At 61.1% G+C, this 25,233-nt stretch carries 28 protein-coding genes; 13 read left to right on the top strand and 15 right to left on the bottom strand.

Annotation, left to right across the window (positions count from 1 at the left end):
* The first annotated feature begins 217 nt into the window (after positions 1-217).
* The 5 genes from RB548_RS13340 (at position 218) to RB548_RS13320 (ending at position 3,483) form a co-directional block, all read left to right on the top strand.
* Positions 218-718 (top strand): type III secretion system chaperone family protein, encoded by a 501-nt coding sequence (locus tag RB548_RS13340; RefSeq protein ID WP_136506450.1) that lies wholly within the window; start codon positions 218-220, stop codon positions 716-718.
* Between the two features lies 1 nt (position 719).
* On the top strand, positions 720-1,538 hold the full coding sequence (gene proC / locus RB548_RS13335) for a pyrroline-5-carboxylate reductase (protein WP_331371773.1): 819 nt from the start codon (positions 720-722) through the stop codon (positions 1,536-1,538).
* A gap of 26 nt (positions 1,539-1,564) precedes the next feature.
* A complete protein-coding gene (locus RB548_RS13330; protein WP_331371772.1) occupies positions 1,565-1,906 on the top strand; it encodes a tRNA-binding protein in 342 nt (113 codons plus the stop codon).
* A gap of 5 nt (positions 1,907-1,911) precedes the next feature.
* Positions 1,912-2,475 (top strand): protein tyrosine phosphatase, encoded by a 564-nt coding sequence (locus tag RB548_RS13325; RefSeq protein WP_331371771.1) that lies wholly within the window; start codon positions 1,912-1,914, stop codon positions 2,473-2,475.
* A 324-nt stretch (positions 2,476-2,799) separates the two neighbouring features.
* Positions 2,800-3,483 carry a glycosyltransferase family protein gene (locus RB548_RS13320; protein ID WP_331371770.1) on the top strand — a complete coding sequence of 228 codons (684 nt, stop codon included), beginning with the start codon at positions 2,800-2,802 and terminating at the stop codon, positions 3,481-3,483.
* 55 nt (positions 3,484-3,538) lie between these two features.
* Here the strand turns inward: RB548_RS13320 and RB548_RS13315 are convergent, their stop codons facing one another.
* The 4 genes from RB548_RS13315 to RB548_RS13300 all read right to left on the bottom strand — a co-directional run bounded on the left by RB548_RS13315 (position 3,539) and on the right by RB548_RS13300 (position 7,236).
* Entirely contained in the window at positions 3,539-4,321 is a 783-nt protein-coding gene (locus RB548_RS13315; RefSeq protein ID WP_331371769.1) for a hypothetical protein, read from the bottom strand.
* Positions 4,322-4,515: 194 nt separating this feature from the next.
* On the bottom strand, positions 4,516-5,898 hold the full coding sequence (locus RB548_RS13310; protein WP_331371768.1) for an ATP-binding protein: 1,383 nt from the start codon (positions 5,896-5,898) through the stop codon (positions 4,516-4,518).
* Between the two features lie 14 nt (positions 5,899-5,912).
* Positions 5,913-6,614, bottom strand: coding sequence for a response regulator transcription factor (locus RB548_RS13305; protein ID WP_331371767.1), 702 nt, complete (start codon positions 6,612-6,614; stop codon positions 5,913-5,915).
* Positions 6,615-6,756: 142 nt separating this feature from the next.
* Positions 6,757-7,236: a MarR family winged helix-turn-helix transcriptional regulator gene (locus tag RB548_RS13300; protein ID WP_331371766.1), complete on the bottom strand. Its 480-nt coding sequence runs from the start codon at positions 7,234-7,236 to the stop codon at positions 6,757-6,759.
* Positions 7,237-7,504: 268 nt separating this feature from the next.
* Here RB548_RS13300 and RB548_RS13295 point away from each other — a divergent pair, with 268 nt between their 5' ends.
* The gene (locus RB548_RS13295) at positions 7,505-8,395 is read left to right on the top strand and encodes a branched-chain amino acid aminotransferase (RefSeq protein WP_331371765.1); all 891 of its coding nucleotides are present in this window, start codon (positions 7,505-7,507) and stop codon (positions 8,393-8,395) included.
* Between the two features lie 223 nt (positions 8,396-8,618).
* On the opposite strand, the gene RB548_RS13290 is transcribed toward RB548_RS13295, so the two are convergent.
* Complete coding sequence (locus tag RB548_RS13290) at positions 8,619-8,885, bottom strand: hypothetical protein (protein WP_331374965.1); 267 nt, start codon at positions 8,883-8,885, stop codon at positions 8,619-8,621.
* Positions 8,886-9,347: 462 nt separating this feature from the next.
* On the bottom strand, positions 9,348-9,977 hold the full coding sequence (locus tag RB548_RS13285; RefSeq protein ID WP_331371764.1) for a DUF1236 domain-containing protein: 630 nt from the start codon (positions 9,975-9,977) through the stop codon (positions 9,348-9,350).
* 214 nt (positions 9,978-10,191) lie between these two features.
* Here RB548_RS13285 and RB548_RS13280 point away from each other — a divergent pair, with 214 nt between their 5' ends.
* Entirely contained in the window at positions 10,192-10,347 is a 156-nt protein-coding gene (locus RB548_RS13280) for a hypothetical protein (RefSeq protein ID WP_331371763.1), read from the top strand.
* Between the two features lie 125 nt (positions 10,348-10,472).
* Positions 10,473-11,114 carry an MBL fold metallo-hydrolase gene (locus RB548_RS13275; RefSeq protein WP_331371762.1) on the top strand — a complete coding sequence of 214 codons (642 nt, stop codon included), beginning with the start codon at positions 10,473-10,475 and terminating at the stop codon, positions 11,112-11,114.
* A gap of 220 nt (positions 11,115-11,334) precedes the next feature.
* Here the strand turns inward: RB548_RS13275 and RB548_RS13270 are convergent, their stop codons facing one another.
* From RB548_RS13270 to RB548_RS13260, 3 genes are all read right to left on the bottom strand, one after another.
* A complete protein-coding gene (locus RB548_RS13270; protein ID WP_331371761.1) occupies positions 11,335-11,751 on the bottom strand; it encodes a BA14K family protein in 417 nt (138 codons plus the stop codon).
* Between the two features lie 146 nt (positions 11,752-11,897).
* Complete coding sequence (locus tag RB548_RS13265; RefSeq protein ID WP_128442587.1) at positions 11,898-12,113, bottom strand: cold-shock protein; 216 nt, start codon at positions 12,111-12,113, stop codon at positions 11,898-11,900.
* Positions 12,114-12,891: 778 nt separating this feature from the next.
* Positions 12,892-13,788, bottom strand: coding sequence for a DMT family transporter (locus RB548_RS13260; protein WP_331371760.1), 897 nt, complete (start codon positions 13,786-13,788; stop codon positions 12,892-12,894).
* 223 nt (positions 13,789-14,011) lie between these two features.
* On the opposite strand from RB548_RS13260, the gene RB548_RS13255 reads away from it, so the two are divergent.
* The gene (locus tag RB548_RS13255; RefSeq protein ID WP_331371759.1) at positions 14,012-14,449 is read left to right on the top strand and encodes a hypothetical protein; all 438 of its coding nucleotides are present in this window, start codon (positions 14,012-14,014) and stop codon (positions 14,447-14,449) included.
* A 44-nt stretch (positions 14,450-14,493) separates the two neighbouring features.
* Here RB548_RS13255 and RB548_RS13250 read toward each other — a convergent pair whose 3' ends face one another.
* The 3 genes from RB548_RS13250 to RB548_RS13240 all read right to left on the bottom strand — a co-directional run bounded on the left by RB548_RS13250 (position 14,494) and on the right by RB548_RS13240 (position 16,374).
* Positions 14,494-15,684 (bottom strand): PQQ-dependent sugar dehydrogenase, encoded by a 1,191-nt coding sequence (locus tag RB548_RS13250; protein ID WP_331371758.1) that lies wholly within the window; start codon positions 15,682-15,684, stop codon positions 14,494-14,496.
* An 83-nt stretch (positions 15,685-15,767) separates the two neighbouring features.
* The gene (locus tag RB548_RS13245; protein WP_331371757.1) at positions 15,768-16,169 is read right to left on the bottom strand and encodes a sortase family protein; all 402 of its coding nucleotides are present in this window, start codon (positions 16,167-16,169) and stop codon (positions 15,768-15,770) included.
* Entirely contained in the window at positions 16,162-16,374 is a 213-nt protein-coding gene (locus tag RB548_RS13240) for a hypothetical protein (protein WP_331371756.1), read from the bottom strand. Before RB548_RS13240 ends, RB548_RS13245 begins: the two co-directional genes overlap by 8 nt.
* 564 nt (positions 16,375-16,938) lie before the next feature.
* On the opposite strand from RB548_RS13240, the gene RB548_RS13235 reads away from it, so the two are divergent.
* The gene (locus RB548_RS13235) at positions 16,939-18,141 is read left to right on the top strand and encodes a pyridoxal phosphate-dependent aminotransferase (RefSeq protein WP_331371755.1); all 1,203 of its coding nucleotides are present in this window, start codon (positions 16,939-16,941) and stop codon (positions 18,139-18,141) included.
* 124 nt (positions 18,142-18,265) lie between these two features.
* Here RB548_RS13235 and RB548_RS13230 read toward each other — a convergent pair whose 3' ends face one another.
* A complete protein-coding gene (locus RB548_RS13230) occupies positions 18,266-19,132 on the bottom strand; it encodes an NAD(P)-dependent oxidoreductase (RefSeq protein WP_331371754.1) in 867 nt (288 codons plus the stop codon).
* Positions 19,133-19,155: 23 nt separating this feature from the next.
* A complete protein-coding gene (locus tag RB548_RS13225; protein ID WP_331371753.1) occupies positions 19,156-19,917 on the bottom strand; it encodes an SDR family oxidoreductase in 762 nt (253 codons plus the stop codon).
* Between the two features lie 117 nt (positions 19,918-20,034).
* On the opposite strand from RB548_RS13225, the gene RB548_RS13220 reads away from it, so the two are divergent.
* Entirely contained in the window at positions 20,035-20,919 is an 885-nt protein-coding gene (locus RB548_RS13220; RefSeq protein WP_331371752.1) for a LysR substrate-binding domain-containing protein, read from the top strand.
* Between the two features lie 68 nt (positions 20,920-20,987).
* On the opposite strand, the gene carA is transcribed toward RB548_RS13220, so the two are convergent.
* A complete protein-coding gene (carA, locus tag RB548_RS13215) occupies positions 20,988-22,193 on the bottom strand; it encodes a glutamine-hydrolyzing carbamoyl-phosphate synthase small subunit (RefSeq protein WP_331371751.1) in 1,206 nt (401 codons plus the stop codon).
* Between the two features lie 327 nt (positions 22,194-22,520).
* Here carA and RB548_RS13210 point away from each other — a divergent pair, with 327 nt between their 5' ends.
* Together RB548_RS13210 and dnaG are read left to right on the top strand one after the other, a co-directional pair.
* Positions 22,521-22,970: a GatB/YqeY domain-containing protein gene (locus RB548_RS13210; RefSeq protein ID WP_331371750.1), complete on the top strand. Its 450-nt coding sequence runs from the start codon at positions 22,521-22,523 to the stop codon at positions 22,968-22,970.
* Between the two features lie 181 nt (positions 22,971-23,151).
* Positions 23,152-25,134 (top strand): DNA primase, encoded by a 1,983-nt coding sequence (dnaG, locus tag RB548_RS13205; protein WP_331371749.1) that lies wholly within the window; start codon positions 23,152-23,154, stop codon positions 25,132-25,134.
* Positions 25,135-25,233 lie beyond the last annotated feature (99 nt).

Here is a 25,233-nt window from a genome sequence, read left to right as displayed (position 1 = left end):
AATTTTTCGCCCGAGGGGCTGGCAGGCTGACTCTGCCGTTATACACTGATTTTAAATGATGATTCGAAACGGATCACGTAAGCTCCGGGCAGGGTAAGTAAGCCAGGATGGCCGTGCGTCCAGCAATCATAGTGTGTCCGTATCCGGTATTGGGTTTGCAGCGTTGCGTCTTGTGAACGCGATTATGCGCGCCTGTGCCGCGCCGTAAGGGTGATGCATGAGCCTTTTGGAAATGGAAGTCGAGCGCCAGTCCAACCCGGTCGATATGATCGAGTTCGTGGCCGCCAACAATGACTGGTCTTTCGAGCGATCCGGCGAAGACGAGATCGCCATGACGGTCGAAGGCAAATGGGCGGACTATCACGTTTCCTTCTCCTGGATGGAGGAGTTCGAGGCGCTGCATCTGGCTTGCGCCTTTGACATCAAGGTGCCGGAAAGCCGCGTCAACGAGGTGATCCGCCTGCTCTCCCATATCAACGGTCAGGTGTTGATGGGGCATTTCGATCTCTGGCGCCAAGAAGAAGTCATCATCTTCCGCCAATCTCTCTTGCTCGCGGGCGGCGCGGAACCGACGAATCAGCAGGTCGAGGTGCTGTTGTCGAGCGCGCTCGATGCTTGCGAATCCTATTTCCAGGCCTTCCAGTTCGTCGTCTGGTCCGGAATGGATGCGCAGCGTGCAGTCGATGCAGTGCTGTTCGAAACGGTCGGGGAGGCGTGAGATGGCTGTAGCCGTGTCTGGTCCAATCGTCCTCATCGGCGCCGGCAATATGGGCGGCGCGATGCTCGGCGGCTGGCTGAAGAGCGGCGTCAAGGGCGGCGACGTCCTCGTCATCGATCCGGGTCCGCCGCCGGCGATGGCCAAGCTTATTGCCGACAATGGCGTCAGCCATGCCACGTCCGCGCCGGAAGGCGTCAAGGCGGGCGTGCTCTTCCTGGCCGTCAAACCCCAGATTATGGACACCGTATTGCCGCCGCTCAAAGGGCTTGTCGGTCCGGAGACAGTCATCGTTTCCGTCGCCGCGGGCAAGACGCTCCGGTTCATCGAAAGCCATCTCGGTGAGGCCGCGACCGTGCGTGCCATGCCGAATACCCCGGCGATGATCGGCCGCGGCGTGACCGGCGCCTACGCGAATGCTCGCGTAACCGAGGCGCGGCGTACTCTGGTGCATGACCTGCTGAAAGTCAGCGGTCCGGTCGAATGGGTCGAGACCGAAGCCGACATCGATGCCGTGACGGCCGTTTCCGGCAGTGGGCCGGCCTATGTCTTCTATCTCGTCGAGTGCATGGCGGAGGCCGGGCGCAGGGCCGGTCTCAAGGCGGACCTCGCCATGCGTCTCGCTCGGGAAACCGTCGCGGGGGCTGGTGAACTCCTGCATCAGTCCCCCGACGAAGCCGCGCAGCTGCGCCAGAACGTAACCTCTCCCGGCGGCACAACGGCCGCGGCGCTCGACATTCTGATGGCCGACGACGGAATGCAGCCGCTCTTCGAAAAGGCCATTGCGGCCGCGCGCAAACGGGCAGAGGAACTGGCCGGATAAGTCACCGCAAATTCAAGAGCACGATGATGGCCGAAACCATTTCCTTCGCCGATTTCGAGCGCGTCGACATTCGCGTCGGCACGATCATCGAGGCCGAGCCTTTCCCGGAGGCCCGCAAGCCTGCCCTCAAGCTGAAAATCGATTTTGGCCCTGACATCGGCATAAAACGGTCATCGGCGCAGATTACGGTCCACTACAAGCCGGAGGATCTCGTCGGACGGCAGGTGCTGGGCGTCGTTAATTTCCCTCCGCGCCAGATCGGCCCCGTGCGTTCCGAGGTGCTGACCCTCGGCTTTGAAGATGAGGCAGGGGCGATTGTGCTGGCGGCGACCGACAAGCCTGTTCCGAACGGCAAGAAGTTGATGTGAGCATCATGACGATTGACCGCGACCTGATCCCCGAACGCGTCAAGGTTTCCTGCCTGTTGCGTGCGGCGGAGGTCGCGCGAGAATGGCGGGCGAGCCATGTGCTTTCGCTTCTCGATCCGGAACTGCCGGATGCGGACGTGCCGGTCATCGCCGATGTCGCGCACCGCATCGTGCGCATGCGAGATCAGGAAAATGTCGGCGCGACGCGGCATTTCCCTGATCTCGTCCACGATGTCTTCGGGGCCATGAGGCGGGTCTCCGACGATCGATCGAGCCGTATCCTGGTTCATTGCCATGCCGGTGTCAGCCGCTCGACGGCCTTCGCCTACGGGCTGATTGCCCATCAGTTGGGAAAGGGCAGGGAAGAGGAGGCCTTCGCGGCGCTGCTGACGATCACCCGCAAGCCCTGGCCGAACCGCCGGATCATCGAAATCCTCGATGCGTCCCTTGGCAGCGAAGGCAGGCTGCTTGCCCCGCTCGACGCAATGCGCGCTCGCCATCCACGGCGGATCGACGCCTGGCACCGCTTCAACAAGCGACGCGGCTTTACGTCCACCTATTCGAGGTAGCGTAATTCTTTATTAGATCGCGATGATTTTGGATTGAATCAGCTCAAAATCATCGACGTGGGCGACTACTGCATGGCCTTATTCTTGAATCGGAGCCGGCCAGCTTTCGTTGGATCGCAGAGGCCGCGTGTCATCGGACGTGCAAGGGCCGCATTTTGAATTGCTGCATGTGTCCTTAAATCGAAATCAATTTAAGGACACATGCAGCAGGCATTTTGCATATGGAGCCCTTGACTATGGCTTGTCCTGTCGCGAATCTTCCCGGGTTGGTTGCTGTGCCACATGGCTGGCACGCGGCCGGCGATGATTTCGGTGGGAGGAGAAATGGTGAACACGACGCGCGTCTTCATCGGCTTCGACAGCAAGGAGGTCGTCGCCTATCACGTTTTTTGCCAGAGCATTCTGGAGAAGAGCTCGATTCCGGTTGAGTTTCTACCAATCGCATTGAGCACTCTGGGAGGGATTTTCACCCGCGAGCGCAATCCGTTGCAGTCGACCGAGTTCTCGTTTTCCCGCTTCCTCGTTCCTTATCTCAGTCGCTATCAGGGATGGAGTCTCTTCGCCGATTGCGACATGCTGATGCGAACCGACATCGCTCGGCTGTGGCAATTACGCGACGAGCGCTATGCCGTGATGTGCGTGAAGCACGAGTACACGCCCAAAATCGAGACAAAGTTCCTCGGTCAGACGCAAACGAAATATGAAAAGAAAAACTGGTCGAGCGTCATCCTCTTCAACAACGCCAAATGCACGGCGCTTACGCCGGACTACGTCAACACGGCAACCGGCCTGCAACTGCACCAGTTCAAATGGCTGGAATCGGAGGAGTTGATCGGTGCACTGCCGCCGACCTGGAATTGGCTGGTCAACGAGTATGACTACAATCCGGCGGCCAACCTCGTGCACTTCACCGACGGAGGCCCGTACTTTGCGGAATACAAGAACGATGATTATGCCGAGGAGTGGTTCGCCACCCGCGATCGGGTCCTCTTTGTTGCGCAACGGTAATGCCGCATGACACCGGCCAGCTCCAACGGCAATTTGGCAACCCGCAGCGCGGGTATCAACGTTTGAAGCGTTTGAAGAATCCGCGGATCTTGCGCTCGAGCTTCGTCCTTGCCCAAAGCCTGGCGACCTGACGCTCCGTGCCGGTCAAGCGGCTTGCCAGCACGTTGGCGGCCACGAGTGCGATCGTTGCCTCGTCGAATTCGGGGAAGCGGCTGCAGATGCGCGCCAACGCGCCTGCCGGTTCGCAAAGTCTCTCTTCGAAGCGTCGGATGCGCCCCTTCTTGGCGAGAAGTTGCAACATGATCTGCTCGAAGGTCCAGTCGTGCTCGCTATACATGTTGAACTGCAGACCCGCCGTGCCTGTAAATCCGCAGAGAGCGACATTTGCGTGCGGGACCTTCTCGACCAGCCACAGGGCGACGGCAAAGCCAGTTGTCGGCATGCGGCCGACCGGATAGAGCGACCCAAAAGCGTGGTCGAAGTCCAGGGAGTAGGGCACAAGGGTGCTCCTGCGTGCAGTCGTCACCCGCGGCGCGCCTTCGGGCACGCCGCGATCGGCGAGAACGCCAATCTCGGCCTTGAGCGGCTGCGAGAAGAGCGAATACGCCCTGTCGAAATACTTCTGCGACTTCAGGAAGCGCGTGCCGTCGGCGACGAGCCGGTGGCAAAGCACCGCATCCCTGTCAAAGGGACGCGTCAGCACCTTTGCGCAGCCGGTAAAGAAGACATACAGCGTTCTTTCCGGCATTGCGCGCACGACCGCGTCGACGTCGACGTCTTCGCTGTTGGCAATCAGGGCCACGATTTCATATCCGGAGAGAATCGCTTCGATAGCCATCGGTGGCGGTTCCCGATTGTTGGACGGTTATAGCATTGATAGCTAAAGGCGGCCCGTTCGCCAATCCCGAACGGTGACGACTCCCGAGCAGCGCGCTTGCCGACTTTGCTGTCCACGGCCCGCTCTACGCGCCAAGGAATGCGGAAGCTCCGCACGCGCCGCGCCGCGCGTTGGTCGCACAAATGCCATCGACATCAGGTCGGCACGCGTACCGTCGCGCGCAAACCGCCGAGCGGACTGTCGCCGAGCGTGACGTTTCCTCCGTGGCTTCGCGCGATATCGCGGGCGATCGCCAGGCCGAGCCCCGTACCGGAACTGTCGAGATTGCGGGCCTCGTCGAGGCGGAAGAACGGCTTGAACACGTCCTCCCTGGACCACTCCGGAATGCCGGGGCCGTCGTCGTCGACCGTAATCGTCAGCCACTTGGCACTGTGGCGCGCCTCGATCCGTACCGAATTGGCATAGCGATAGGCATTCGATGCGAGATTGGCGACGAGGCGGGTGAAGGCGGCGGGCCTCACCCGGATATCGTCTTCTCCGTCGATGGAGGTCGTCAGCGTCCTGCCATATAGCTCCGCCTCGGCTGCAAGGCGGGTCATGAGGTCGCTGAGCTTCAGCTCGCCGACGTCCTCTTCTGCCTCGCCCCGTGCGAAGGCAAGGTAGCCCTCCAGCATGTTCTGCATGTCCTCGACATCCTGGTTGAGGCTTTCGAGGTCCGGGTTGTTGCCGGCGAGTGCGAGCTGCAGCTTGAAGCGCGTGAGGATCGTGCGCAGGTCATGGCTGACGCCGGTGAGCATTGCGGTCCGCTGCTCGATCTGGCGCTCGATGCGCTCGCGCATGAGGATGAAGGCTAGACCGGCGCGGCGGATTTCCTCGGCCCCGCGCGGCGCGAAGTCGTCGATCTTCTGGCCCTTGCCGAAACTTTCCGCGGCGCTCGCCAGCGCGAGGATCGGCCTGATCTGCCCGCGCAGGAAGAGGATCGCGATCGTCAGCAGCACAAGCGAGGCGCCGACCATCCAGACCAGGAAGATATGGGTGTTGGATGCATAGGCCTGGTTGCGCCGGGCATAGACCCTCAGAATACGGCCGTCGTCGAGCTTGATGCGGATCTCGACGATCTTCGAGTTGCCGACAGTGTCGATCCAGAAGGGGCGGCGGATCTGGTTCGAAATCTCCTCGCTCAGAATCTGGTCGAGGATTTCGAAGAACGGCTTGGGGCGTGGCGGTGGCAAATCGCCGCCAGGCTCGACGGCAATGTTGAGATTAAGCTGTTCACGGGCAATGCGCACGACCTGGTCGATATCGCCATCGCGCGGAAAGGTCGTGATCAGATCGACGATCGCGGCTATGTCGCTGGTCACGGCGGCCGAGAGGCGTTGCGTGACGAGCTGCCAGTGGCGCTCCATGAAGACGAAGGCGACGACCGACTGCAGCAGTACCATTGGAATGATGACGATCAGCAGCGAACGTGCGTAGAGGCCGATCGGCAGGCGGCGGCGCAACCACCGCGTCAGGCGTTTCCAGGCGCCGTCGGCCGGGCCCGTTCTTTCGCGCCTGATGCTGTCAAAGCTTGCCATGACTCTCCCGCATTTCAGTCCACACTCAGCCGGTATCCGATGCCGCGGACCGTCTGAAGCCAGATGGGGTTGGACGGGTCATCCTCAATCTTGCGCCTCAGCCGGTTGATTTGCACGTCGATCGTCCGTTCACCGACCTCGGCGTCGTCTCCGATCAGTTCATGCCGCGGAATGGTCTCCCCGGCGCGTTGGGAAAACAGGGTCATGATTTCCTGCTCGCGGTCGGTCAGCCGGATATGATCGGCGCCGCGGCGGAGCTCCTTACGCACCACGGAGAAGGTGTAGGGACCAAAAATGACCTGATCCACCTTGGGCGCCTGTGCCGGCTGGTTGCGGCGCAGGATGTTGCTGATTCTGAGCACGAGTTCGCGCGGCTCGAAGGGCTTCGGCAGATAGTCGTCCGCACCGGCCTCAAGGCCCTCGATGCGCGAATTCGATTCCGCCAGCGCCGTCAGCATGATTATCGGCACCGTCTTGATCTGCCTCAGGCTCTGCGTCAGTTGAATGCCGCTTTCGCCGGGCATCATCACGTCGACGATCAGGAGGTCGAAATCGATGCCGATCAGCTTGCGCCGCGCCTCGTCGGCGTCGGCCGCCGTCGTCACACGGAAACCCTGCTCGACCAGGTAGCGATTGAGCAGGTCGCGAATCCGCCGGTCGTCATCGACGATCAGAAGATGCGCCGCATCGTCGGAGACTTTCGCTTTAACTGTCATGGCTCGACTACCCTCATTTTCCGCAAAGCCCGGCTGGCTGGATCAAGCATTCAAGCAGACGCGTGGCGGCCGCCCAATTCCCCGATTCCAGGGGTCTGTCTTCCTCGCTCGAATCAAGCTCAAGACGCAGACCCCGTGAACATCAGTCCGCGGCGGCATTTTTCATGTTGGCGAGAAAACGCTTCACTGTTTCACGCGCGCCGGGACCGGTCTTTGCCAATGCCTCGGCTATGCGGCGGGACTGTGGCTCCGCAAGCGCACGGGCCAGCGCCTTGCCTTCCTGCGTGGTGTAAAGCATTCGCTGCCGCCTGTCCTCGGGGCCGGTTACCTGACGAATATAGCCGGAATCGATGAGCTGCTTCAAAACGCGTGCGAGGCTCTGCTTGGTGATCTTCAATGTCTCGAGAAGGTCGGCAACGGTCATTCCGGGCTCGCGGTTGACGAAATGCACGACGCGGTGGTGTGCGCGGCCAAAGCCGCTCTTTTCGAGTATGGCGTCCGGATCACCGGTGAAATCGCGATAGGCAAAGAACAGCAGTTCGATGATCTCGAAGTCTATTGTGTCCTCCTCACCGGCAACTTCGGTCAGGTACTCGGTGTTGTCCTTGGGTTGGCCGGGCACGCAGTTCTTTCCTTTCAACCAAATTGTGCCTTACGAAATATATCGCAAAATATGTCAGTTTTGTTGACATATTTTTACGTCATTGATAGCGATCGGCTCGTCGGGCAGGCATCAGGCCCGGCGTCGCCGCTGGAGGATAGGCCGCGCGTTTTCGTTGGCAAATCCAAAATCGTGAAATTGAATTCTCCCCCAGTCTATTTGCCGATAAACTGGAAACAGCAAGATAATCAACAATAGTTATGGCGCACATGCGCCGGAGGATAACACCATGGCAGCCATTCCCTTTGATCAGTTGGACGGTGAAATCTGGTTCAATGGCGAGTTCGTGCCCTGGAAGGATGCCAAGATACATGTGCTGACGCATGGGCTGCACTATGCGAGCGCGGTCTTCGAAGGGGAGCGCGCTTATGGCGGGCGCATCTTCAAGCTTACGGAACACAATCAGCGGCTTCACCAGTCTGCCGACATTCTGGGCTTCAAGATCCCCTATTCGGTCGATGAACTCGACAGTGCCAGCAAGGAGTTGCTGAAGCGCCAGGGTTTTTCCGAAGCCTATGTGCGCCCGATCGCCTGGCGCGGCAGCGAGCAGATGGGCGTCTCCGCCCAGAACAGCCGCATCAACGTCGCCATCGCCATCTGGCAATGGGGCAGCTATTTCAATCCGGCCGAGAAGCTGAAGGGCATTCGCCTTGATATCGCCGAGTATCGTCGTCCCGATCCGCGGACCGCGCCGTCGAAATCCAAGGCCGCCGGCCTGTACATGATCTGCACCATCTCGAAGCATGCGGCCGAAGCCAAGGGCTATGCGGACGCTCTGATGCTCGACTGGCGCGGTCAGGTGGCCGAAGCGACCGGCGCCAACATCTTTTTCGTAAAGGACGGCGTTCTCCATACGCCTGTGCCGGACTGCTTCCTGGACGGCATCACGCGCCGGACCGTCATCGAGCTTGCCAAGCGCCGGGGCTACGAGGTGGTCGAACGGGTAATCATGCCGGAAGAGCTTTCCGGTTTTTCGGAATGCTTCCTGACCGGTTCGGCCGCCGAGGTCACTCCGGTATCGGAGATCGGCCCCTATCGCTTCGCGCCAGCCACGATCACCGAAACGCTGATGAACGACTATACGAAGGAAGTTAATCCGGTCGCCGCGGCGGCAGAATAGTCTACGGCGCCGCGCGTCTCATCAGACGCGCAAAGGACGCTGTAGCACTTTGAATTGCATGTCTTATCCATGAATCGGGTGCGATTTAGGAAAACATGCAGGAGACCTGGGACAACGATTGCGCCTCCGAAGAGCCGGAGACGGCGTCCTTTAAAGCATTCAGAAACAGAAAAGGCGACCTGCGGTCGCCTTTTGTCTTGCTACGGATATCGCTCGGGAGACGTCACGCTGTTTTGCCGAGGAACTGTCCGACGATGCCGCTCAGCACGCCGCCGCCGACAACTCCGCCAATTGCCTGCATGACAAGGCCGGTGGCTGCCGCTTCGCCGCCAAGCATCTGGATCAGGAACCCGCCGCCGAGGCCGCCAATGGCTCCCACGATCGTGCGCGCAACAACCCCGAATGCCTGCTGCTTCAGCATGGCGCTGGCTGCATTGCCACCAGCCGCCCCCGCGATTAACTGGGTAATGATAGGCATTAATGCTTCCATTGAACCCTCCGTCTGCGGCCCCCGTCCATGAGCCGCGATGCGCCGATGATCCGGCACGGACAGGTTGAGACCGAAAGCGAAAACTGTCAATTTCGACGTTGAGGTTGTGGGGAGGCGGCGGTGAGTGCCAGTGCTTGGAATGGACTCGGGAATTACTGTAATGCTTTGATCTATTTTGATATTTAGCTCGGGTTCCGGGTTTGGTGGAAGGAATTGGCAAATAGTAAATGGTGCTGTTAGAAGAAGAAGTCCGAGTAATTTCGAACGCAGATCAAGCTTTCTTCTCGATGGAAGGCGCATATTGGCGCGTGATCCGACGAATCGCTCAGCGCGCTGGACCTACAGCGCCGCGCGTCTTATCAGACGCGCAAAGGGCGCTGTAGCATTTTGAATTGCTGCATGTCTTTGTCCTTAAATCGAGGTCGATTTAAGGAGACAGTCGCGCGCTGGCTGTCGATAGTGTCAGCGATAGACGTAAACGATGCGCCGCGTCGCCGGTTCTACCAGCACGGGCTGTCCGTTGATGCTGACATAATCATAGTCGTAGTCTGGGATCTGCCGGACGGCCACTGTACTCGGCAATGCCGCGCCGATAACGGGCTCGCCTTCGAGGTAAACCGTATCGGCAGGGTTGGCGGTGATATAGGTGCGCACCGCCGCAGGTGGCGCGATGGCGTCAACCTGTTCGACCGGACCGATCAGTTCCAGCGGCTCGGAGGTCGTTGTAATCACCGGATCGCCTGGCTGTACCTGATACGTTACGGAAGGAATTGCGAGCTCGGTGCGGCGCTGCTCGACCACAACGGCGGATCCGCCGAGATCGGTTGTAAGATAGCGGGCATAGGCCCAGCCGCGCACACCATTGACGCTGACCTGACACCAATTGCTGCCTTGAATGCATCCATCAAGAATCGCAGCGCCGCCGCGCGCTACAAGGCCGATTGTCGGATATTGCGGCCCCGGGCCTGCGCGGATGTTCAGATCCGTAACGGCGATTGCGCTCATTGCTGCATAGGTCGTCGAGATGCCAGCGGCGAGCATCAAACCCGCTGCCGCGACCGCTCGAAACAGGTGGGGGGAAGGGGTTTTCATCGTCTTGCTCCTGTTGCGTGATGGGTGCGAAACGCCTCGCAGAGCCGGGATGTTCCCCCCGTGACATCACGAAATATGAGGATGGGACATATTGCTCCCGCTCCGGCGATCGAACCGATACGGCCGGCCGGCCCGACCGCGGAAAGGCCACGTGAAATTTCGATATCTTCCCGTCCCAAAAAGGGCGGATCTACAGCGATCCGAAGGTGATAAAATGGAACTCATCGATGAGGGCCGGACCACGGCCCAGAGGCTTCGTCCACTGGTGATTGTCGTCGTGGCGTCGAAGCTAGCGGTATCGGCCCTGCTGTTGACGACGGTGCACTTCTCTCCGCCTACACCTGCGCCAGAAATCGCCGCGCTGCGCTGAATTGGGCTGTCATCACGCCCGTATGTCGCTATAGGTGGCCGCGGAACGGATTGAGATCGGCTTGGGATGCCTGGCGGTTACGCCTGCCTTGTCCCCCATACGATCCAGAAGCGAGGCGCGGTCGCATGTTACAGGCGGGCATTATCCCGGTTACGCATTTCGAGCAAAACTGTACGGTCCTGTTCGACAGTGAAACCAAGGAGGGGGTGGTGGTCGACCCCGGCGGTGACGTCGACATCATCCTGCAGACTATTCGTGAGAACGGCATCACGCTGAAAGCGATATGGCTTACGCATGGCCATATCGATCACGCCGGCGGCGCCAAGGAATTGAAGGAGGCGCTGGGGCTCGAGATCATCGGTCCGCACAAGGACGACCAGCCCTTGCTCGAGCGATTGGAGAGCCAGGCGGAACGCTTCGGCTTGACGATGAAGGTGCAGAACGTCCTTCCCGACCGGTGGCTCGAAGACGGCGATACCGTCACCTTCGGCGATCATGTTTTCGAGGTGCTGCATTGCCCGGGGCATGCGCCGGGCCATGTGGTCTATTTCAACAGGGAGCAGAATTTCGCCCATGTCGGTGACGTGCTCTTCCACGGTTCGATCGGGCGCACCGACTTGCCCGGCGGCAATCACCAGCAGCTGCTGGCCTCGATTCGCGACAAGATCCTGCCGCTTGGCGATCATGTCGGATTCATCTGCGGGCATGGTCCGGGCGGACAGATCGGTGAGGAACGCCGCAGCAATCCCTATCTCAGGGGTCTCTGACATCGCGACATGAGTCCTTCACCCGACTGAGGGAAGCAAAGGTCGCTGTGTGGCACGGAGAGAAATAAAAAAGGCACATGCCTCGCGCGGGGCATGTGCCTTTTGATAGCGCTTACTGCATGTTTCCTTAAACCGTACCCGATTTAAGGACAAAAACATGCAGCAATTCAAAGTGCTACAGCGTCCTTTGTGCGTCTGATAAGACGCACGGCGCTGTCGATCAACCGGCTGTGCAGAAATGACTGCGGCCGTCATAGCCGACGAAAGTGCCGCTGTCCGGATCGAACGAACGGTAACGCTGCGAGCAATAGCGGTACCAGGCCGGCGTCCAGGGTTCGAGGCCGTAGCTCTCGACGGCAACCCGGCGATAGACCGGGCGGGCCTGGTAAACCGGGCGAGGCTCATAATATTCGGGCTCCGGATCGACATAGACGGGCTCGCGATAGACCGGCTCGCTGTAGTAGCGCGGCTGCGAGGCGATCGCGCCGCCGATGAGCGTTCCAGTGACGAGGCCTACTGCGCCTGCCGCCCACGCATCATCGTGATCGTCGCCTCCTGCTTGGGCGGTGCCGAAGGTCGGGAGAACCATGGTCGCTGCGGCAACCGAGAGAACGGCGGCTTTGATGAACTTGTTCATGGGCTTCAATCCTATGCATGGGGCCGGAATCAGTTCCGGTTTTCATCATGAACGGACTCTATGGTGCCCAAACTGAACGGAGCCTGAATGAAAAAACCCGGCAAATTTGCCGGGCTGCAACTTATAATCTGTCAGCAGAGGCCGTATCAGCCGGCGATCTGCAGGTTGACCGCCTTCGGGCCTTTGCCGCGGCGATCCGGTTCAGTGTCGAAGCTTACCTTCTGGTTTTCCGTAAGGCCGCTCAGGCCCGAAGCCTGCACGGCAGAAATATGTACGAAGATGTCCGCACCACCGTTGTCAGGCTTGATGAAACCAAAGCCCTTGTCAGTGTTGAAGAATTTTACAGTGCCAGTTTCGGCCATGCGTCAGGTCCTTTTCTCTCCACCCGCTTGACGGCGCGGGCAGCATTGCAGTTTTGCCCAAAATGGGCGTGGGGGCAGGCAGTTCTCGAAATTTGAGGAAAGGGTCCTGTTATCGCGACCAGCCATAGGAAGGGAAAATAAGCCTCCCCCCGGTCTGGCGCCCGGAGTGGCTTGCGTCTCCGACCCGCTTATAATTCAAGATCTTCCCGTGTTCGCAGATTGCCCGAACACAGTAAGAGTGATGGGTTTATTTTGAATTGGCAAGCAAAACTTTTCTGACGAGGTATTGCCGCTTCTCATTGCTCAAAAACCGATCAGTTGCGGTTCCGGCGCGGGATATTCAGAATGTGTTGCAAGCTGTTGAAATCACAGCTTTTTGAACACAGCTGCGGGAAGACTTGACTGTTTGCGCCATATTTTGTCGCTCACGATCATGCTGCGGCTTTTGGCAGTTTCGTTAGAAAAATCGCAAGCGCCTGATATGTCTCATGTTCCGCATGCGACATAGTCCTAGCGCCGAACTTTGCAGAAAAACTACAAGGAATACCGCGGCTTTGGTCGCGCCGTCGCCTGGCCGTCTCATTTTGAAGCAAAATAGGCGCTTTTGGACAGTAATAAGTAATACCGTAAGTTCAGCTTGCCCACGGTGCAGAAATTCTTGCCTACTGCATGCCTCCCTTAATCGACCTCGATTTAAGGAGAAAGACACGCAGCAGTTCAAAGTGCCACAGCGACCTTTACGCGTCTGACAGGACGCGCGGCGCTGTAGTGTATCGAATCAAGCCGCAGCTTCCGCCTCGCGTCTTTTCGCCAGTTCCGGAATGAGTTCGACCGCCAGCATCGCCACGAAAATGACGGCACAGCCGAGGTAACCGATGGGCGTGATGATTTCGCCAAGCAGCAGCACGCCGAAAAGGGCGGCGAACAGGGCTTCGCTCGACAGGAAGATCGCCGCCTGTGGTGCCGTGGTGTAGCGCTGGCCGACGACCTGGCAGATGAAGGCGACGCCGCTCGAAAAGATGCCGGCGTAAAGAATCTGGGGCAGGGCGTCGGTGATCACCCTGAGGCTTAGGGGTTCGGTGAAGGCTGCGAGCAGGCAACCAAGAACGGCGCAGACGGCGAATTGCACCATCGACAGCAGCATCGGACGACCGCTATCGGAGGCGAAGATGCCGACGAGCAGCATCTGGATCGCCCAGAACAGCGCACAGATGATCGTCAATAGATCTCCGCCGGTCAGGCTCGAAAGTGCGCCACCGCTCAACAGGAAGATGCCGAAGGTCGCAAGCAAAGCGCCCGGCCAGATGACCCAATGCGGCTTGCGGCGCAGGAAGACGACGGTCAATATCGGTACGAAGACGACGTAGAGCCCTGTCAGAAAGCCGGAATTTGTGACGCTCGTCGTCAGAAGTCCGAACTGCTGCGTGACCGCGCCGCCGAAGAGTGCCAGGCCGATGATGATGAAGTTGCGGATCGACTTTTGTGGAAGCGGCGTCTTGGCGAGCCTTCCTTCAACAGCCGCCAGTGGCAGCGCGACGATCGTCGCGATCGCGAAACGCAGGCCAATGAACCAGAGCGGGCCGATTGCCTCCATCGCCGTCGATTGAGCGACAAAACCGGCGCCCCAGATCGCGCCCGAAAACAGCAGGAAAAGATTGGCCTGGAGGCGAGTCACGGCTGTGCTCCCGGATCATGACGGTTTTGGACGAGGCAATCCAAAGCCATGCTCCGGTGATTGCATAGCCGCTCTATCAGTTGCGTTTTTGCCGGGCAAGCCTCATCCTCCGCCTCCTCGATGGGGTAAACCGGTGACGTGACGAAGATGCTCGACGAACGATGCCCGCTGCCGAGAGGCAAGCGATGCGCTCTGACCATCTCCACAACGGCGACGTGACCCCATGAGCGACACCGGTTACTCTGGAACGCCACTGACAAAAAAGCTCGGCCTGTGCGACGGGCAGGCCGCCTTGCTTCTCGCCGTCCCAGCCGACCTTCCTGAAATTGCTGCCTTTCCCGGTTTCGCCCTCATCGACACGTCGATCGGCCGGATCACCTCGCGCCGCTATGACTACATCCATGTCTTCGAAACCGACCGGATCGTGCTCGAAAGCCGGGCCGAGATGCTTGCGGCGTGGCTGAAGGCGGATGGAATGCTCTGGGTCTCGTGGCCGAAACGGGCCTCGGGTGTTGCGACGACCCTGACCGAGAATGCCTTGCGCGAGACTTTTCTGCCGCTCGATCTCGTCGATGTAAAAGTCTGCGCCATCGACCCGGTCTGGTCGGGGCTCAAATTCATGTTTCGCAAGGAGGTACGGGCATCGCTGCGCACAGGCTGAAACTACGCGAAATCCGCACGGAAAACTGTTTGCTGTGAGCGCCGTTACTGCGTCGGAGCCTTGGAGACCCGGAGAATGGCGCCATTGTCTTCGTCGGTCACTATCAGCAGCGCGCCGTCCGGTGCCACGACCACGTCCCGAATCCGGCCGAACTCGCCGTCGAACAGCCGTTCCTCGGAGGTGATTGCGCCGTTTTCGTCTCGCTCCAGGCGAGCGAGCAGCTGGTATTTCAGCGCGGCGACCAGCAAGTCTCCATCCCATTCCGGGAACATGCTGCCGCGGTAAACGGCGAGCGCCCCCGGGGCGATCGACGGATCCCAATAATAGAGCGGCTGTTCAAAGCCGTCCTTGGCCGTGCCTTCGCCGATCTCAGCGCCGGAATAGTCCTTGCCGTAGGTGATCACCGGCCAGCCGTAGTTCTTACCCGGCTGCGGGTTGTTCACTTCATCGCCGCCGCGCGCGCCGTGTTCGACCGTCAGGAGCTTGCCGTCGCCCTGGTCGAAGGTGATGCCTTGCGGGTTGCGGTGTCCTTTCGACCAGATCTCGGCGCGACCCTCGGTGCCGCCGCGATATGGGTTGGACGCCGGAATGCTGCCGTCGGGATTGATGTGCAGAATGGCGCCGGCATGGTCGCGCGGGTCCTGGGCGCGGTCACGTTGACCACGATCGCCAATACCGAAGAACAGGCTGCCGTCCTTGTCTATGGCGATGCGCGAACCGAAGTGCTGGCCCCCGCCGGTGAACTTGCTCATCCGGAACAGCTCCCTCACGTCGGTCAAGCGCCGTTGGTCGTCGGAAAGAGTGGCTCGAACGAGCACCGTGCCATAGCCGTCGCCGTCACTGGCGGAATGGGTCAGGTAAAGCGCCCGGTTGGTGGCGAATTGCGGATCCAGGGCGACATCGAGCAACCCGCCCTGTCCGCGAGCGGCCACATCGGGCACGCCTTCGATCGGGGCGGACAGCTCGCCGTCGCGCAGAATGCGCAACCGTCCCGGGCGCTCGGTGACGATGAGACCGCCGTCCGGCATCACCTCCACGGCCCAGGGATGGCGGAGTCCGGTCGCGAGCGTTTCGACAAGGACCGTCCCTGCCTGGGTTGAAAATTCCTGCGCGTCTTGTGCGGTCGCTGCATGCGGGGCGAGGAGGCATAGAAAACCGGACAGGAGAGAGGCCGCGGACCGCGTCAACAGGGTCGGGATGTTCGTCAAACCTGCCCTCGAGAGCGAGCGCCACATGGCATTCTCCGGATTGCGCCTTTGGTTGAGGTAAGCTGGGGCGCAGACGCCTGCCTTTCAAGTCACATCGGATCAAAACGGCTTTATCGGGAGATCGAGCCTGTGGTGAGCGGAAGCGCGCGTTGCTCGCCGACGAGTTCGGCATTGACGATGTAGCGCATCGGCCCCTGTTCGACGGCGTCGAAGGGCCAGCAGGTGGCGAGTGCAAGGTGGCGCCCGCTGGCCGACGTGTTGATGCCGTTTGCGTGCCAACGGGCTTCGCCGGCCCGCCTGCCGTTGGCAGCACCGCGAAGCGGCTCCTCGAAACTCTTTCGCAACAGCGCCTGCGAGACCTCGGCCCTGGCCTTCATGTAGAAGCCCTTGCCGATCAGCAGCAGGCCGGCAAGGGCAATGAGGGCGATGATCGCCACGACGATCGTTTCGATCGCCGATAGCCTGGCAAGGAATCCGGCAGGCCGGTCGGACAGGTCATCGTCGTCAGCCATGCCGGTGAACCCTTGCGACAACGAACGCGGCGATCTGCTGCCGCCAAAGGGCGAAGGTCGTGCCGGCGAGCAGCGCGATGGCAAGCAGCATCAGGCCGAGGATCATCACGATGCAGGCTGCAAGTGCGGCGAGCGCCAGATAGAAGCCCCAGCGCGCCTCGTTGCGCCGAGTGCGCGCGGCGGCGACTTCGTCATCGAGAAACATTGCATACCCCCAAGATGCCAATGCATTCACGTCATGGCAGAGAAGGCCCGGAAATCGGCTCTTGCGGGACTAAATTGCGGCGCTCCGCGACAGTTGTTGTGACCAAATTAAGGCATTGCGGAAACCGGCGAAACACGCTGATTTTTCAGAAGAAAACCTGGAGCAGCGACTGCCCGTTTCTGTTGTCATTCTCCCGCAGCGCCGCCCGCTGGGCGCGAGCTGGAAATGGCTTCGCCAGGACCTGTGCATGCCTGAGCGCAAGGGCGTGGCCGATCGATCGCCTACCTGCGTGTTTCCTCAAATCGGAGCCGATTTAACGACAAAAACATGCAGCGATTCCGAGTGCTACTGCGTCCTTTGCGCGTCTTGTAAGGCACGCGGCGCTGTAGATGGCATTCATGAAACTTTGTCATGGTGACGCATTTTGCACGGCCTTGCCGCCGTTTTTGCCGCTCAAGCGCTTGCAAGACCGGGCTTCTTTCGACATAGACCTAACCGCTATGGAGCCTGACTTTCCGTTCCGTAGCGCTTCACGCCGTTTCGAAACGATCAGGACCTCACACCATGGCCTTCCTTGCCGATGCCCTTTCCCGTGTAAAGCCTTCCGCCACCATCGCCGTTTCGCAGAAAGCCCGTGAGCTGAAAGCGAAAGGCCGTGATGTCATCGGACTCGGTGCAGGGGAGCCGGACTTCGACACGCCGGACAACATCAAGAAGGCCGCGATCGATGCGATCAACCGTGGTGAGACGAAGTACACGCCCGTTTCCGGCATTCCGGAACTGCGCGAAGCGATCGCGAAGAAGTTCAAGCGTGAGAACAATCTCGACTACACGGCGGCGCAGACGATCGTCGGCACCGGCGGAAAGCAGATTCTTTTCAACGCTTTCATGGCGACGCTGAATGCCGGCGATGAAGTGGTGATCCCGGCACCTTACTGGGTCTCCTATCCGGAGATGGTGGCGCTTTGCGGCGGCACGCCGGTCTTCGTCGCGACCAAGCAGGAAAACAATTTCAAGCTGAAGGCCGAGGATCTCGAAAAGGCGATCACGCCGAAGACCAAGTGGTTCGTCTTCAATTCGCCGTCCAACCCCTCGGGCGCTGCCTATTCGCATGACGAACTGAAGGCGCTGACGGACGTACTGCTGAAGCATCCGCATGTCTGGGTGCTGACCGACGACATGTACGAGCACCTGACCTATGGCGACTTCAAGTTTGCCACGCCGGTTGAGGTTGAGCCCGGCCTTTACAATCGCACGCTGACGATGAACGGGGTCTCCAAGGCCTATGCCATGACCGGCTGGCGCATCGGCTATGCGGCCGGCCCGCTTGAGCTCATCAAGGCGATGGACATGATCCAGGGCCAGCAGACCTCGGGCGCTACCTCCATCGCGCAGTGGGCTGCGGTCGAGGCACTCAACGGACCGCAGGATTTCATCCCGCGCAACAAGGAGATCTTCCAGGGCCGCCGCGATCTCGTCGTCTCGATGCTGAACCAGGCCAAGGGCATTTCCTGCCCGACGCCGGAAGGCGCCTTCTACGTCTATCCGTCCTGCGCCGGCCTCATCGGCAAGACCGCGCCGTCCGGCAAGGTCATCGAGACGGATGAGGACTTCGTCTCCGAGCTTCTGGAAACGGAAGGCGTTGCGGTTGTCCACGGATCGGCCTTCGGTCTCGGCCCGAACTTCCGCATCTCCTATGCGACCTCCGAGGAACTGCTCGAAGAGGCCTGCCGCCGCATCCAGCGCTTCTGCGCCGCCTGCAAATAAGAGCGGCCTCTGCCGCAAGAGAAGAGCCCGCCTATGCTGGCGGGCTTTTTGTTGCCGCTCACAAAGCGATTCAACGACTTGCCAATCCGATTCAGGCGACGGTGCTAACGCGCTGAAATCGGACTCACTTTTTTCTCCGGATTACCTCGATCACGCCCGAGATATCGCCGCTGCCATGACCTTCGGCAATCCGGCGAGCGGCGAGCCGAAGCATCGGTTCGATGAAGTCCGGCGCGACACCTTGCTCCGTGCTCGCCTTGGCGATGTTTTCGAGCGCGATCGCCTGCATGGCGAGGCTCGAAACCACGGAGCGATCGTGCAGCCCGTTGTCGATCTTGTCGGCAAGGTCGGGCAGGGTGCCGCTCATCGCCTCGATCCACGGCAGGAGAAGCGGCAGGAAATCGCCGACCCTGCGGCCGCTGCTTGCCACGAGCGCGCCGGCATGCAGAAAACCCGAAAAGAGGCCGTACATGCCGGAGAGCAGCGCGAGGTCATAGAGCGCCGCCAGCCCCGTGTCGTCGCCGAGATAGCGGCTTTCGGCAAGGGCATCGAGCGACGGCTTGTGTCGCTCGAAGAGCGCGTCCGTGCCGCTGTAGAGGATCAAGGCGCCGGCCTCGCCGATCATCGGCGGAATGGCCATGATGCCCCCGTCGAGATAGGCCGCCCCCTTCTCCTCGGCCCAGGCGGCGAGTTTCTTCGCTTCGCGTGGCGTGCCGTTCGTCAGATTGACGAGATCGCGGCCGCGGAGCGCGTCCTGCGCCTCAGCCACCACCGCGCCTGCGGCGGCATAGTCGACGACGCAGAGGATCGTGAGGTCGCTTGCCGCCACAGCTTCGGCGGGCGTCGCTGCGATCGTTGCCCCCGCGCTGGCAAGCGGCTCCGCGCGCGCCGCCGTGCGGTTCCAGACGGTTACGGAATGGCCCTTCCGAATGAGGGTTGCGGCGAGTGCGGCACCCATGGCACCGAGGCCGAGAACCGAAATCCTGCTCATGCTTCTTCCTTTCCTGTTTCGCGTCAGAAGGCGGTCGCGAGCTTCTGCCCGAGGCCGCCGTCGACTGCGAGCTTTGCGCCGGTCGTGAAGGTCGCCGCAAAAGCGAGGAACAGCACGGCGCGCGCCACCTCGTCGGCCGTACCGTTGCGCTTCATCGGCGTGACCGCGTCGCCCAACGCCTTGAACTCGGCCCGTTCGGCATCGGCGAGGCCGGCGGCGCCCTTGGTCGGCGTGTCGATGAAGCCAGGGGAAACAGTGTTGACGCGGATGCCGCGCGGCAGGAGCTCGGTCGCAAGCACGGAGGCGAACGAGACGAGCGCCGCCTTGGTGGCGCTGTAGACGCTCATGCCCGGATATCCGCCTTCGTCCGCGACGGATGAGGTGAAGACGATCGAGCCGCCCTTGCGGATCAGCGGGGCCAGCCGCTGGACAGTGAAGAAGGCACCCTTGGTGTTCACTGCGAACTGGCGGTCGTAGGATGCCTCGGTCACCTGATCGAACGGCTCAAGTTCCGAAATGCCAGCGTTGATGTGGAGAAGATCGATCGCGCCCATCTTCTGTCCGGCCGCAGCGCCGAGAGCTGCAATGTCTTTGAGATCGGCGATGTCGGAGCGCAAGGCATGAACGCGCGTGCCGAACCTCTCCCTCACTTTTGCGAGGTTGTCGTCGTTGTTTCCCGTCAGCAGCACATCAGCGCCGCCTTCAACCAACCGCGCGACCGTAGCCAACCCCATGCCATGGGTGCCGCCGATCACGACGGCCTTCTTACCTTCGTAGATAGTCATGATGTCTTCCTCTTGCGTTCGATTAACGATGAGGAAGAGATGCATTTATGGACGAACGTGCGCCAGATGGCTTAACGTGGACTTATCATCCACAAATACGGACTTTTTCTCTGGCTGATGGCAAACCTCAATGACTTCATGTTCTTCGTTCACGTCGTTGACCACGGCGGCTTCGCCGCGGCGGCGCGCGCCCTCAATGTGCCGAAGTCGACGCTCAGCAAGCGTGTGGCGGAACTCGAAAAGGCATTGGGCGTTCGGCTCATCAACCGCACTTCGCGCCGTTTCGCAGCGACCGAGACGGGGGAGGATTTCTACCGTCATGCAGCGGCAATGCTCATCGAGGCGGAAGCCGCCGAGAGCGTGGTCAAGGGAAGGCTTGCAGAGCCAAGCGGTACTGTCAGAATCACGGCATCCGTTCCGACAGCGCAGCTTTCGCTCGCGCCATTGTTGCCGCGGCTGGCGATCGCCTACCCGAAGATCCGTCTTATGGTGCATGCGACCGACCGGTTCGTCGATCTCATCCAGGAAGGTTTCGACATCGCCGTGCGCGACCACTTTGCGCCGCTTGCCGATTCCGGCCTCGTGCAGCGCCGCGTCGCTTCGGAGGCCAGCTGGCTGGTGGCGTCGCCGGCCTATCTCGACCAGCGCAACGCGCCGGTGCATCCCGAAGACTTGCAACATCACGAGGGCCTGCTGACATCGCTGACATCGGGCAGCTGGACGCTGGAGCATCCGGACGGAACGGTTGTCAGCGTGTCGTCCAAGCCGCGCTTTGTGGCGGATGAATCGCACGTCCTGCGCGAGGCCGCGGTGGCAGGGCTCGGCATAACCGCCTTGCCCGGCAAGCTTTGTCGCAACGAGATCGCCGGCGGGGTGCTCGTTCGCGTCCTGCCCCAGTGGACCGCGGGGCATGTGACAACGACGATCCTGATGCCGCACCGGCGGGGGCAGTTGCCGTCCGTGCGCGCCACCGTCGATTTCATTGCGGCGCAGCTTGGGTAGTCTTTGACACGACGGCAAAAAGAGAAGGCCCGCTGCGAGCGGGCCCTCTATAAAAGCGGGAGTGTTTCTCAGCGTTCGGCGAGCGCCGGTTCGCCCTTCTTCTCGCGCACCAGGTTGAGGAAGCGGCGGAAGAGATAGTGGCTGTCCTGCGGACCCGGCGACGCCTCCGGGTGGTGCTGGACCGAGAAAACCGGCTTGCCGGTTACGCGTAGACCGCAGTTCGAGCCGTCGAAGAGGGAAATGTGAGTCTCTTCAACGCCTTCCGGCAGCGACTTCGAATCGACCGCGAAGCCGTGGTTCATGGAGACGATCTCGACCTTGCCGGTGGTGTGATCCTTGACCGGATGGTTGGCGCCGTGGTGTCCCTGGTGCATCTTCTCGGTCTTGGCGCCGAGCGCCAGCGCCAGCATCTGGTGGCCGAGGCAGATGCCGAACACCGGAATATCGGTCTTCAGGAGGTCCTGGATTACCGGAACGGCGTAATCGCCAGTCGCGGCCGGATCGCCCGGACCGTTGGAAAGGAAGATGCCGTCCGGTTGCAGCGCCAGAACTTCTTCCGCGCTGGTCTGTGCCGGGACGACCGTGACCCGGCAGTTGAGACCGGCGAAGAGCCGCAGGATGTTGCGCTTGACGCCGTAGTCGAGGGCGACGACGTGATAGGCGGCTTCCGTTTCACCGAGCGTCGAATAGCCCTCGTTCCACACCCAGGGCTTTTCGTCCCAGCGATACGACTGGCCGGAGGTTGCGACCTTGGCGAGGTCGAGGCCTTCGAGACCGCTCCAGGCCTTGGCCTCGGCCTTCAGCGCGTCGATGTCGAAGACGCCGGCGGGGTCATGGGCGATGACAGCGTTCGGCATGCCGTTTTCGCGGATCCAGGCGGTTAGCGCGCGCGTATCGATGCCGCAAAGGCCGATGATGCCGCGGGCCTTCAGCCAAGCGTCGAGGTGCTTGGCGGCGCGGTAGTTGGAGGGCTCGGTGATGTCTGCCTTGAAAATGACGCCGACGGCGCCGTGGCGGGCGGCGGGCGTCAGGTCCTCGATATCCTCGTCATTGGTGCCGATGTTGCCGACATGGGGGAAGGTGAAGGTGACGATCTGGCCGAGATAGGAGGGGTCGGTCAGGATCTCCTGGTATCCGGTCAGCGCCGTGTTGAAGCAGACCTCGGCCTGAACCTTGCCGGTCGCGCCGATGCCCTTGCCTTCGATCACCGTGCCGTCGGCCAGAACGAGAAGGGCGGTGGGTTTCTGGGTTGTCCATGCGGGTGTCGCGGTCATCGTTCCTATCCCGTTGCGGCGGAAAGCGAGGCTTGAAAGCCGGTCGGTTCAGCGCCATTTCAAATCGCATGCGGCATGGCGCGCGGAAACCCCGCGAGAAAAGGTTCATGCCGATGTTCGTGCAGGTGCCGGAAAATAACGAAAGGCCTTGACCGGGTCAACCGGCCGCCATGAATTGCGAGGAAATAAAGTTCCTTATAATTCAAGTGGTTGCGTAATCCGTTTGATTGCACCTGCCGCACTGGTTTAAGACGACGACAACAACGACGTAATCGAACCGGTTGCGGGCATGAGCTCCGCGGGCCGGTTTCGACATGGAGTAAGGACATGCGCGACCAACTCGCGAACGCATTGAAAGAAGCGCTCAAGGCCAAGGACGCACGGCGCACTTCGACCGTCCGGCTGATCCAGGCGGCGATCAAGGACCGCGATATTGCCAATCGCGGCCAGGGCAAGGATCCGGTCGGCGACGACGAGATCATGCAGATCCTCGCCAAGATGATCAAACAGCGCGAGGAATCCGCCCGCATTTACGACGGGGGCGGCCGCCCCGAACTCGCCGAGCAGGAACGCCAGGAAATTGCCGTCATCAACCAGTTCCTCCCCGAACAGCTTTCAGAGGACAAAGTGAAGCAGGCCTGTGCGGCGATCATCCAGGAGACGGGCGCCCACGGCCTTCGCGACATGGGCAAGTGCATGAACGCACTGAAGGAGCGCTATCCCGGCCAGATGGATTTCGCCAAGGCGTCCGGCCTTGTCAAGGAACTGCTGAAGTAAGCCCGTGCGCCCGCTTGTGGCGGGCGTATTGCCTTTCCCGTCGCCGACGCCGATCGGCCCCGCCTTCGAGCTCCGGCGCGCGCGATATCTACCTGTGAATTGCGGGCACGGCGGATAGTGGCTACGACTTCCGCTGCCCATACTGCTTGTATGGAAGGCCGGCTAGAGGTATCGGCTATCCATGCGCTTTTCACAGACCTTCCTTGACGAGATACGCGATCGCGTTCCGATTTCGGACGTGATCGGCAAGCGCGTCACGTGGGACCGCCGCAAGACCAATGTTTCGCGCGGCGACTACTGGGCCTGCTGCCCCTTTCACGGTGAAAAGTCGCCGAGCTTCCACTGCGAGGACCGCAAGGGCCGCTATCATTGTTTCGGCTGCGGCGTTTCCGGTGACCACTTCCGCTTCCTGACGGATCTCGAAGGCCTGAGCTTTCCTGAAGCGGTGCAGCAGATCGCGGACATGGCCGGCGTCGCGATGCCCCAGCCCGACCCGCAGGCCGAGCGGCGCGAGAAGGAACGCACCAGCCTGCTCGACGTCATGGAAATGGCGACGCAGTTCTTCCAGGACCAGCTCCAGACGGCAAACGGTGCCAAGGCACGGGCTTATCTGCGCGAGCGAGGGCTGACCGGGCGTACGATCGAGACGTTTCGGCTGGGCTTTGCACCCGATAGCCGCAACGCGCTAAAGGAATTTCTCGCCGGCAAGGGCGTCGGCAAGGAGCAGATCGAAGCTTGCGGCCTCGTTGTCTATGGCGCCGACGTGCCGGTCTCTTACGACCGCTTCCGCGACCGCATCATGTTTCCGATCCTTTCGGCGCGCGAGAAGGTGATCGCCTTCGGTGGCCGCGCCATGTCGCCCGACGCGCCGGCCAAATATCTGAATTCGAATGAGACGGAGCTCTTCCACAAGGGCAACGTGCTCTTCAATTTCGCGCGTGCCCGGCGGGCCTCGCAGGGCGCCGATGGCGCCGGCACGATCATCGCCGTCGAAGGCTACATGGACGTGATCGCGCTCCATCAGTCCGGCATCGAGAATGCCGTGGCGCCGCTCGGAACCGCGCTCACTGAAAACCAGCTCGATCTTCTCTGGAAGATGACGCCGCAGCCCGTGCTCTGCTTCGATGGTGACGGCGCCGGCATCCGCGCCGCCAACCGCGCCGTCGACCTGGCGCTCCCCCATCTGAAGCCCGGACGATCGGTCCGCTTCGCCATGCTGCCGGACGGGAAGGACCCGGACGATCTCGTCCGCCATGACGGACGCGAACCTTTCGACAAGGTGCTCGCCAATGCCCGTTCGCTCGCCGAAATGGTGTGGCTACGCGAGGTCCAGGGCGGCGCATTCGACACGCCGGAAAAACGTGCCGAACTCGAAGCGCGGTTGAGGCAGGTGACGTCCGTCATCGTCGACGAGAGCGTGCGTCGCCACTATGGCCAGGACATGCGCGACCGCCTCAATGTCTTTCTGCAGGGCAGTGCGCCGTTCAGGAATGAACGGCGGCCGTTCGAGCGGGGCGGACGCCAGAGTGGGGGCCCGCGCGGTGCCGCAGGCGCCCGGAACATGGCCGCCGGCCCGACCGCGATCTCCGATCGTCTGGCGCGCTCTTCTCTCGTCAGCGGCCAGCAGGCGGTGCCGCTGTTGCGTGAAAGCGTGCTGGCACTCACCATCGTCAACCACCCGCAATTGCTTTTCGATGAATATGATGAGATCTCGACGATCGAGTTCGACCACCGTGACCTGCAGCGCTGCTGGGCCATGGTGCTGAATGCCGCGGCGGCGAACGGGCCGCGACTGACGCGGGAGGCCCTCATCGAGCAACTGGAGGCGGATGGCTTCGGCACATTGATTGGAGGGCTCGACCAGCAGGTACGCTATGCGCGCCTCTGGACCGCGACGACCGCGGCGGCGCCCGAGGATGCACGCGAGGGTTACCTTCAGGCGCTTGCCCTCCACAGGCGCAGCAAAGCCCTGCATTGGCAGCGGCGCGAACTGGAGCGTGAACTGGCCCACGCCACGGAGGAGGGGGATCTGGAGGTCGTGCCGCAGTTGCTCAGGACGCTTCAGGAGGTCCAACTCGAAGTAACGCGGCTCGAGAACCAGGAGGCCATCATCGAAGGTTTCGGCGTGCTTTCGGGGAGGGTGAAGGGTCCGGCTGCGCGGTAAGCGATCGCCTCAGACCGCTCCTCATCCCGCTGCCACGACGTTCCCCCCGCGGGCGGGGAGGAGGGGGATGCCGTGCCGGCTCGGCAAGGCTTCTTGCAT

Origin of the sequence: Sinorhizobium chiapasense (assembly GCF_036488675.1) — a bacterium.
GTDB classification, from domain to species: domain Bacteria; phylum Pseudomonadota; class Alphaproteobacteria; order Rhizobiales; family Rhizobiaceae; genus Sinorhizobium; species Sinorhizobium chiapasense.
This window is presented reverse-complemented; position numbering and strand designations above follow the sequence as displayed.

Coding starts and splice junctions, on each gene's coding strand:
- RB548_RS13275 (WP_331371762.1), top strand. CDS start 10,473: ATGTTACAGGCGGGCATTATCCCGGTTACGCATTTCGAGCAAAACTGT.
- RB548_RS13270 (WP_331371761.1), bottom strand. CDS start 11,751: ATGAACAAGTTCATCAAAGCCGCCGTTCTCTCGGTTGCCGCAGCGACC.
- RB548_RS13295 (WP_331371765.1), top strand. CDS start 7,505: ATGGCAGCCATTCCCTTTGATCAGTTGGACGGTGAAATCTGGTTCAAT.
- RB548_RS13285 (WP_331371764.1), bottom strand. CDS start 9,977: ATGAAAACCCCTTCCCCCCACCTGTTTCGAGCGGTCGCGGCAGCGGGT.
- RB548_RS13240 (WP_331371756.1), bottom strand. CDS start 16,374: ATGTTTCTCGATGACGAAGTCGCCGCCGCGCGCACTCGGCGCAACGAG.
- carA (WP_331371751.1), bottom strand. CDS start 22,193: ATGACCGCGACACCCGCATGGACAACCCAGAAACCCACCGCCCTTCTC.
- proC (WP_331371773.1), top strand. CDS start 720: ATGGCTGTAGCCGTGTCTGGTCCAATCGTCCTCATCGGCGCCGGCAAT.
- RB548_RS13280 (WP_331371763.1), top strand. CDS start 10,192: ATGGAACTCATCGATGAGGGCCGGACCACGGCCCAGAGGCTTCGTCCA.
- RB548_RS13225 (WP_331371753.1), bottom strand. CDS start 19,917: ATGACTATCTACGAAGGTAAGAAGGCCGTCGTGATCGGCGGCACCCAT.
- RB548_RS13250 (WP_331371758.1), bottom strand. CDS start 15,684: ATGTGGCGCTCGCTCTCGAGGGCAGGTTTGACGAACATCCCGACCCTG.
- RB548_RS13220 (WP_331371752.1), top strand. CDS start 20,035: ATGGCAAACCTCAATGACTTCATGTTCTTCGTTCACGTCGTTGACCAC.
- RB548_RS13245 (WP_331371757.1), bottom strand. CDS start 16,169: ATGGCTGACGACGATGACCTGTCCGACCGGCCTGCCGGATTCCTTGCC.
- RB548_RS13330 (WP_331371772.1), top strand. CDS start 1,565: ATGGCCGAAACCATTTCCTTCGCCGATTTCGAGCGCGTCGACATTCGC.
- RB548_RS13310 (WP_331371768.1), bottom strand. CDS start 5,898: ATGGCAAGCTTTGACAGCATCAGGCGCGAAAGAACGGGCCCGGCCGAC.
- RB548_RS13235 (WP_331371755.1), top strand. CDS start 16,939: ATGGCCTTCCTTGCCGATGCCCTTTCCCGTGTAAAGCCTTCCGCCACC.
- RB548_RS13230 (WP_331371754.1), bottom strand. CDS start 19,132: ATGAGCAGGATTTCGGTTCTCGGCCTCGGTGCCATGGGTGCCGCACTC.
- RB548_RS13325 (WP_331371771.1), top strand. CDS start 1,912: ATGACGATTGACCGCGACCTGATCCCCGAACGCGTCAAGGTTTCCTGC.
- dnaG (WP_331371749.1), top strand. CDS start 23,152: ATGCGCTTTTCACAGACCTTCCTTGACGAGATACGCGATCGCGTTCCG.
- RB548_RS13265 (WP_128442587.1), bottom strand. CDS start 12,113: ATGGCCGAAACTGGCACTGTAAAATTCTTCAACACTGACAAGGGCTTT.
- RB548_RS13315 (WP_331371769.1), bottom strand. CDS start 4,321: ATGGCTATCGAAGCGATTCTCTCCGGATATGAAATCGTGGCCCTGATT.
- RB548_RS13320 (WP_331371770.1), top strand. CDS start 2,800: ATGGTGAACACGACGCGCGTCTTCATCGGCTTCGACAGCAAGGAGGTC.
- RB548_RS13290 (WP_331374965.1), bottom strand. CDS start 8,885: ATGGAAGCATTAATGCCTATCATTACCCAGTTAATCGCGGGGGCGGCT.
- RB548_RS13340 (WP_136506450.1), top strand. CDS start 218: ATGAGCCTTTTGGAAATGGAAGTCGAGCGCCAGTCCAACCCGGTCGAT.
- RB548_RS13305 (WP_331371767.1), bottom strand. CDS start 6,614: ATGACAGTTAAAGCGAAAGTCTCCGACGATGCGGCGCATCTTCTGATC.
- RB548_RS13210 (WP_331371750.1), top strand. CDS start 22,521: ATGCGCGACCAACTCGCGAACGCATTGAAAGAAGCGCTCAAGGCCAAG.
- RB548_RS13255 (WP_331371759.1), top strand. CDS start 14,012: ATGAGCGACACCGGTTACTCTGGAACGCCACTGACAAAAAAGCTCGGC.